This window comes from Mycobacterium sp. (assembly GCF_050700595.1).
Taxonomy (GTDB): domain Bacteria; phylum Actinomycetota; class Actinomycetes; order Mycobacteriales; family Mycobacteriaceae; genus Mycobacterium.
On sequence record NZ_JBOHHI010000044.1, the window covers coordinates 1 to 6,608 of the forward strand.

The 6,608-nt window shown below is 68.8% G+C and carries 10 protein-coding genes; 6 read left to right on the forward strand and 4 right to left on the reverse strand.

Annotated elements, in window-relative coordinates; all coding sequences use genetic code 11:
* Window positions 1-284 precede the first annotated feature (284 nt).
* Window positions 285-1,160 (forward strand): inositol monophosphatase family protein, encoded by an 876-nt coding sequence (locus ACRDTL_RS03895; RefSeq protein ID WP_431505402.1) that lies wholly within the window; start codon window positions 285-287, stop codon window positions 1,158-1,160.
* A 21-nt stretch (window positions 1,161-1,181) separates the two neighbouring features.
* On the opposite strand, the gene cei is transcribed toward ACRDTL_RS03895, so the two are convergent.
* On the reverse strand, window positions 1,182-1,832 hold the full coding sequence (cei, locus tag ACRDTL_RS03900) for an envelope integrity protein Cei (RefSeq protein ID WP_431505403.1): 651 nt from the start codon (window positions 1,830-1,832) through the stop codon (window positions 1,182-1,184).
* A gap of 174 nt (window positions 1,833-2,006) precedes the next feature.
* Here cei and ACRDTL_RS03905 point away from each other — a divergent pair, with 174 nt between their 5' ends.
* Complete coding sequence (locus tag ACRDTL_RS03905) at window positions 2,007-2,309, forward strand: DUF4193 domain-containing protein (protein ID WP_431505404.1); 303 nt, start codon at window positions 2,007-2,009, stop codon at window positions 2,307-2,309.
* 48 nt (window positions 2,310-2,357) lie between these two features.
* On the opposite strand, the gene ACRDTL_RS03910 is transcribed toward ACRDTL_RS03905, so the two are convergent.
* Window positions 2,358-2,834 (reverse strand): DUF3093 domain-containing protein, encoded by a 477-nt coding sequence (locus tag ACRDTL_RS03910; RefSeq protein WP_431505405.1) that lies wholly within the window; start codon window positions 2,832-2,834, stop codon window positions 2,358-2,360.
* Window positions 2,835-2,859: 25 nt separating this feature from the next.
* Here ACRDTL_RS03910 and dut point away from each other — a divergent pair, with 25 nt between their 5' ends.
* The gene (gene dut, locus ACRDTL_RS03915) at window positions 2,860-3,324 is read left to right on the forward strand and encodes a dUTP diphosphatase (RefSeq protein ID WP_431505406.1); all 465 of its coding nucleotides are present in this window, start codon (window positions 2,860-2,862) and stop codon (window positions 3,322-3,324) included.
* A 96-nt stretch (window positions 3,325-3,420) separates the two neighbouring features.
* Entirely contained in the window at window positions 3,421-4,137 is a 717-nt protein-coding gene (locus tag ACRDTL_RS03920; protein ID WP_431505407.1) for a DUF3710 domain-containing protein, read from the forward strand.
* Here the strand turns inward: ACRDTL_RS03920 and ACRDTL_RS03925 are convergent.
* The gene (locus ACRDTL_RS03925; protein ID WP_431505408.1) at window positions 4,134-4,841 is read right to left on the reverse strand and encodes an alpha/beta hydrolase; all 708 of its coding nucleotides are present in this window, start codon (window positions 4,839-4,841) and stop codon (window positions 4,134-4,136) included. The genes ACRDTL_RS03920 and ACRDTL_RS03925 overlap by 4 nt on opposite strands.
* Before the next feature lie 174 nt (window positions 4,842-5,015).
* Here ACRDTL_RS03925 and ACRDTL_RS03930 point away from each other — a divergent pair, with 174 nt between their 5' ends.
* Together ACRDTL_RS03930 and ACRDTL_RS03935 are read left to right on the forward strand one after the other, a co-directional pair.
* Window positions 5,016-5,387, forward strand: coding sequence for an OB-fold nucleic acid binding domain-containing protein (locus tag ACRDTL_RS03930; RefSeq protein WP_431505409.1), 372 nt, complete (start codon window positions 5,016-5,018; stop codon window positions 5,385-5,387).
* A gap of 60 nt (window positions 5,388-5,447) precedes the next feature.
* Window positions 5,448-6,062, forward strand: coding sequence for a DUF3159 domain-containing protein (locus ACRDTL_RS03935; protein WP_431505411.1), 615 nt, complete (start codon window positions 5,448-5,450; stop codon window positions 6,060-6,062).
* Here ACRDTL_RS03935 and ACRDTL_RS03940 read toward each other — a convergent pair.
* On the reverse strand, window positions 6,059-6,608 hold a 550-nt coding region (locus tag ACRDTL_RS03940), incomplete at its 5' end, for a potassium channel family protein (protein ID WP_431505410.1). The genes ACRDTL_RS03935 and ACRDTL_RS03940 overlap by 4 nt on opposite strands.

Consider the following 6,608-nt stretch of genomic DNA (forward strand, 5'->3'; position numbering starts at 1 on the left):
GTGTCCAGGTCGACGATTCCGCCCTTGATGCCGCTGCCACCGACGTCGACACCGAAACCGCGGCGCGGTGCGCCGCCGGACGGTTCGGTTCCGGACGAGTCCGTGGGCGAGCCGGTACTGGTCATCGGATCTCCTCGGCGAGGCTGGGGTGTCCGCACACACCCTAGTGGGTGGATGTGGAGTTGGCTGCCGTGTTCGCTGCTGCTTGGCGAACCCACCACAAGGTCCGTAGTGTCCCCCGCCAGCGGGGGTGCCCCCAGCGGCGAGTGTGATGCGATGGACCGGTGAGCACACCTGAGAACCAACCCGCGCATCTGCGTTCGGTGGCCGAAACGTTGGCCGGGGAAGCGGCCGCCTTCGTGCGGCGCCGTCGTACCGAGGTGTTCGGCACCGATGCGCGCGCCGAGGACAGCGATGCGGTGCGAACGAAGACGACCCCGACCGATCCGGTGACCATCGTCGACACCGAGACGGAACGGCTGCTGCGTGATCGGTTGGCGCAACTGCGATCCGGTGACCCGATTCTCGGCGAGGAAGGTGGCGGCCCTGTCGATCCGGCAGCCGCTGGCGCCGACACGGTCACCTGGGTGCTTGACCCGATCGATGGCACGGTGAATTTCGTCTACGGAATCCCGGTGTACGCGGTGTCGGTGGCGGCCCAGGTCGCAGGCGTATCGGTGGCCGGCGCGGTCGCCGACGTCGAGGCTGGGCGGGTGTATTCGGCCGGGGCCGGACTCGGTGCACACCTCACCGACGGGCAGGGAACCCGTCCGTTGCGCTGCAGCGCCGTCGACGACTTGTCGATGGCGTTGCTGGGCACCGGTTTCGGATACTCCCGGCGACGCCGCACCGCGCAGGCGGCGCTGCTGGCCAGAATGCTGCCGGTGGTACGGGATGTGCGTCGGATCGGTTCTGCCGCACTGGATTTGTGCATGGTTGCGGCGGGTCTACTCGACGCCTACTACGAGCACGGGTTGCATGTCTGGGATTGTGCGGCGGGGGCGCTGATCGCCGCCGAGGCGGGCGCCCGGGTGGTGTTGCACGAGCCGGAGGACCCGGCGGGCGCAGCCGCCCCGGTAGTCGCCGCGGCGCCCGGAATAGCCGACGAATTGCTTGCTGCCCTGCAGCGATTCGACGGCCTGGCCCCGATTCCGGGGTAGTCGGGCGCGCCGACCCGGCAGTCAGCAGTTGCCGGCGTGGATCTGCGCCAGCAGCGCGGGATCGGCGGGCTCGGTGGCGCCCGGCCGCAGGCCGGCGAGCACCGCGTCGATGTCATCGCTGTGCGCCAGTGTGTTGAACTCAGTGCCGACAGCCAGGTCGACGGTGTCGTCGGCGCGGTCATCCCGGAACAATTCGGTGCATGGCGCCACCAGCCACACCGCGGCCGCGTCGGCCTGACCGGCCTCGCCGAAGCGGATCTGCCCCTGGCAGTTCAGTCTGGCGTTGGCATAGATCGGATCATTCGCGGCGGTCGGCTGGGCGAAACCAAGGTCGTGCAATGCACCGGCGACGCTGGCGGCCTGACCGCCCCGGCCGCTGGCATTGAGGACGCGGATCTTGGTTTCGGCCAGCTTGGCGGGTGCGACGCTTGTCATCGTGGTGCGCGAGACCTGTGTGCCCAGGCGCGGCTGTCCCGGGGCCGTCGGCTCTGGCGGTGCATTGCACACCGCGGCCTCGCGGACTTCGGATGGACGCGTCAGGGCGATCGTCCATGCCACCGCGGTCGCCACCAGCAGCACGATCAACGCGTAGATGGCGGGCCGGGCGTTGCGGCGCCGAAAGGGGCGACCGTGACGGTCGAAAGCAGTGCCTTCGGTGATTTGCGCGACCACGTACGCACTCTAAACGGGACGTTTAAAGCGAGGCAGCGGGGTCAAATGCTACGTGTGAGGTAAATCACACTTAAAGACTGTGCGATACGGGCACGAATCGTTTGGTGGATGCGTTCGACGCTGGTACAAAGCATTGCTTGCAGGGTGATGAGGGGAGCGAGGGGAAGAGGGCTGATGGCTACCGACTATGACGCCCCACGGCGGACCGAGACCGAGGACGTTTCCGAGGATTCGCTCGAGGAGCTCAAAGCACGGCGGAACGAGGCGGCGTCGGCGGTGGTCGACGTCGACGAATCGGAATCCGCCGAGTCGTTCGAGCTCCCCGGCGCCGACCTGTCCGGCGAGGAGTTGTCAGTTCGTGTGGTTCCCAAGCAGGCTGACGAGTTCACATGTTCGAGCTGTTTTCTGGTGCAACACCGCAGCCGCTTGGCCAGCGAGAAGAATGGCGTGATGATCTGCACCGACTGCGCGGCTTGATCGGACCCCGATTGTCCGGTCCTGTGGCACCGGGCGGGAAACCGCCGACTAACTGCTCAGCGCCGACAACAGCCGCTGCGGGTGACGGCAGCTCACCAGCCAGTACGGCGTCGGATCGTCGGGGTCATCGAGCACGGCCAGCAACATCGGACCGATCCAGGCGCGATGCAGCACGTAGGCGGCCGGGTCGAGCTGGCGGCCCAACGCCGCGGACTTGGCCGAGCGGGGGATTTCGGCGGACCGGGCGATCACGGTGACGGGCAGATGCGCCTCGCCGGCCCACAGCTCGGGCCCCTCGTCGCCGCCGGTGACCCGGATCTCCATCCGGCCCAACCACAGCAATGTCCCGGCAGCCACCGCGAACAGCAACGTAAACGGCAGCCAGTTAGGCAGTCCCGGCACACCCTGGTTGACTTCGAGCGCGATCAGCGCGGCCAGCGCGAATCCCAGCGGCCACCACCACCACGGCACCCACAAACGCTCGCGATATCGCACGCTTTGCGGTGTGACGCGCGTACTCGACACCCGGCCAAGGGTAGTCTGTGGCCCCGTGTCGATCAGTCTTGCGGTTGTTCGCCTCGACGCCGGGCTTCCGCTGCCCAGCCGGGCTCACGACGGTGACGCCGGCGTCGACCTCTACAGCGCCGAAGACGTCGAGCTCGCGCCCGGACACCGTGCCCTGGTACGGACCGGCATCGCGGTGGCCATCCCGTCCGGAATGGTCGGGTTGGTGCATCCTCGCTCCGGATTGGCTGCGCGGAGCGGTCTTTCGATCGTCAACAGCCCCGGCACGATCGACGCCGGCTATCGCGGTGAGATCAAGGTGTCGCTGATCAATCTCGACCCGACGGTGCCGATCGTCGTGCACCGCGGCGACCGCATCGCCCAGTTGTTGGTGCAACACGTCGAGTTGGTTGAGCTGGCCGAGGTGTCGTCGTTCGACGAGGCCGGGCTGGCCGGCACATCCCGTGCCGACGGCGGCCACGGCTCCTCCGGCGGACATGCGAGTTTGTGATGCGCCGGCGACGATGCAGAGCGAAGCGATGAGGAGGAGCGGCGCTTGTGATTCGCCGGCGACGATGCACAGCGAAGCGAAGGAGCGGCGCTTGTAATGGCAATCGGTAAACGCAACCGTAAAGACGACAACAGCCCCGCTCCGGTCGAGCGGGACGCGCCGGAGCCCGGCGATGAGCTGGACGGCCCGTTCGACGTCGATGATTTCGACGATCCGGCGGCGGCCGAAACAGCCCGGCTCGACCTCGGCTCGGTGTTGATTCCGATGCCGGCGGCAGGCCAGCTGCAGGTCGAGCTGACCGAGACCGGCATCCCGAGCGCGGTGTGGATTGTGACGCCCAACGGTCGTTACACCGTCGCGGCCTACGCGGCGCCGAAGACCGGGGGGTTGTGGCGTGAGGTGGCCGGCGAACTCGCCGACACGCTGCGCAAGGACGGAACCCAGGTGAGCATTCAGGACGGTCCGTGGGGCCGGGAAGTCGTCGGCCGCGCGTCGGGGGCAGTGCGGTTCATCGGGGTTGACGGCTACCGCTGGATGATCCGCTGTGTGGTCAGCGGCACCAACGAAAGCATCGACGTCTTGACCGAGGAAGCCCGGGAAGCGTTGGCAGACACCGTGGTCCGTCGCGGCGATACCCCGCTGCCGGTCAGGACACCGCTTCCGGTGCAGCTGCCTGACCCGATGGCCGCGCAATTGCGTGAGGCCGCCGCCGAGCAGGCCGCCGCCCAACAGGGCGGGTCCACACCGACCGAACGCCGCAGTGCCGACGGGTCGGCGATGCAGCAGTTGCGCAGCAGCACAACCGGCGGCTAATCGAGCTGAGCCGCCTCGAGTGCGGCCAGGCAGGCGGCGCCCAGTGCCGCGGGGTCGGCGCCGATCTGATCCAGCGTCACCGTGCGCATCGCCGCGCGCGGTGCGGCCGCGGCCCATTCGAGGCCGATCTCTTGCGGATGGACGGGATCGTCGGTCGCGACGGCGATCCCCAGCGGAACGCTCAGGCGCGCAAGCTCCGCGCAACTTGGCGCGACGTAGCGCGCCGCTTCCTCCATCGCGTCGGGCAGCTGCGGCCACTGTCTTCGCCACGACCGGGTCAACTCCTCGGCCAGCCACGGCGGGCTGGATGCGCGCATCTGCGTCGTCGTCGCGGCCAGGCCGTTGCGACGGAGCTGGTCCGCCGAGTGTCGGGCCGCCCGAGCTGCGGGAGCGTCCTCGGGTGCACCGGTCCAGGCCGGCAACGCGGCCAGCACCGCGACCGCGCGATCGGGATGCTGCAGTGCCCACGCGGCGGCCACCGCCGCACCGATCGAGATGCCGCCGACCGCGATCGCGTCCCGGCGCGCCGCGTCGTCCATGGCGGCCAGGTAACCGACGACCAACTGGCCGGGCTGCGGCGGCGGCGTCAACGCCAGCGCCCCGGCATCGCGCAACGGGCCGGCGAACGCCCGGCTGACGTAGTCGTCGTCGGATCCGGTCCCCGGCAAGATGACGGTCGTCACACCGCGCAAGTCGCCAGCCATCCCCTGATATTGCCCTGATAGTCCCCGACGTTTGTGGGTATCCCAAGCGCACTCGTGGGGTCGTATGGCATCCGGGAACCAACGGGTCTACGGTGTCCGTTGGCATAGATGGATTCGGCTTCCACACTTGGATACCTTCCGGCGCGGAGCGGCCGACGTGTTGTTGAAGAGGTGATGGCGACGGCCGAAGGTTACCTGCGCCGACTCACGCGCCGGTTGACGGAGGACCCCGAGCAGCGCGACGTCGAGGAGTTGTCCGACGAGGTCGTGAACACCGGTGCGCAGCGGGCGATCGATTGTGAGCGCGGCCAGGAGGTCACGATGGTCGGCACGCTGCGCAGCGTGGAAGCCAACGCCAAAGGTTGCGCCGGCGGGGTCCGCGCAGAGTTGTTCGACGGCACCGACACCGTCACACTGGTCTGGCTGGGGCAGCGCCGGATCCCGGGGATCGACTCGGGTCGTACGCTGCGGGTGCGCGGCCGGCTGGGCAAGTTGGAGAACGGCACCAAGGCGATCTACAACCCGCACTATGAAATTCAACGGTGACGTTTCCGGGGATCGGCCCCGGTGACCGGCCTGGAACCGGCCGAGTGCGAAAGCCCCGCCGTGGCCGCTGAGCCCACCGGCGCCCAGCAGCTGATCGCGCAGCTGGGCGGTGTGAGCGGGCTCCTCTATTCGTCGGTGCCAGTGGTCGTTTTCGTGGCTGCATCGGGCCTGTGGGGCCTGCTGCCGGCCATCGGCGCGGCGCTCGGCGTGGCCGCGCTCCTGCTGTTGTGGCGGGTGATCCGGCGGGGTCCGACCCGGCCGGCGGTAGCCGGGTTCGTCGGCGTGGCGTTTTGCGCGCTGATCGCCTATGCGCTCGGGGAGTCCAAAGGCTACTTCCTGCTGGGTATTTGGACATCATTGGGGTGGGCGGCGGTCTTCGCGCTGTCCGTGCTGATCCGCCGCCCGGTGGTGGGCTACCTGTGGAGCTGGGTCGGCGGACTCGACCGTGGCTGGCGCGACGTGCGCCGTGCCGTCTACGCCTTCGACGTCGCCACCCTCACCTGGGTGCTGGTATTCGGGGCTCGCTTCGTGGTGCAGGGGCTGCTTTACGACGCGGGCCGCACCGGCTGGCTGGGCGTGGCGCGGATCACGATGGGTTTGCCGCTGACCGCGGGCGCGGCGGTGGTGACGTATCTGGCGATCAAGGCCGCGCGGCGAGCACTGCGCGAGCCCTAGCGGGCCGGCAGGAGCAGCTGACGCAGCTCCTCCTCCACCTCGCTAACCACGACGAAGAGCAGCTCGTCGCCACCCTCCAACGGCTCGTCGGCCGCCGGCACAATGACCCGCGGCCCGCGCAGGATCGTCACCAGCGCCGCGTCGCGCGGCAGCTGCAGCTTGCGCACCGGCTTGCCGCCCCACGGCGTGTTGTCCGGCAGCGTGATCTCGACCAAGTTGGCCTGACCCTTCCGGAACTCCATCAGCCGGACCAGGTCTCCGACCGCGACGGCCTCCTCGATCAGCGACGCCAGCATGCGGGGGGTGGACACCGCCACATCGACGCCCCAGGCGTCGGTGAACAGCCACTCGTTGCGGGGGTCGTTGACCCGCGCCACCACTCGGGGCACCGCGAACTCGGTTTTGGCCAGCAGGCTGAGCACCACGTTGGCCTTGTCGTCGCCGGTGGCGGCCACCACGACGTCGAACTCGTGCAGTTGCATCGACTCCAGCACGCTCACCTCGCAAGCGTCACCCAGCTTCCAGTGGGCGGCAGGAATGGCGTCC

Bases quoted from the DNA above. Each gene is read 5' to 3' on its own strand.
- ACRDTL_RS03905 (WP_431505404.1), top strand. From the start codon at position 2,007: ATGGCTACCGACTATGACGCCCCACGGCGGACCGAGACCGAGGACGTT.
- ACRDTL_RS03920 (WP_431505407.1), top strand. From the start codon at position 3,421: ATGGCAATCGGTAAACGCAACCGTAAAGACGACAACAGCCCCGCTCCG.
- ACRDTL_RS03925 (WP_431505408.1), bottom strand. From the start codon at position 4,841: ATGGCTGGCGACTTGCGCGGTGTGACGACCGTCATCTTGCCGGGGACC.
- ACRDTL_RS03930 (WP_431505409.1), top strand. From the start codon at position 5,016: ATGGCGACGGCCGAAGGTTACCTGCGCCGACTCACGCGCCGGTTGACG.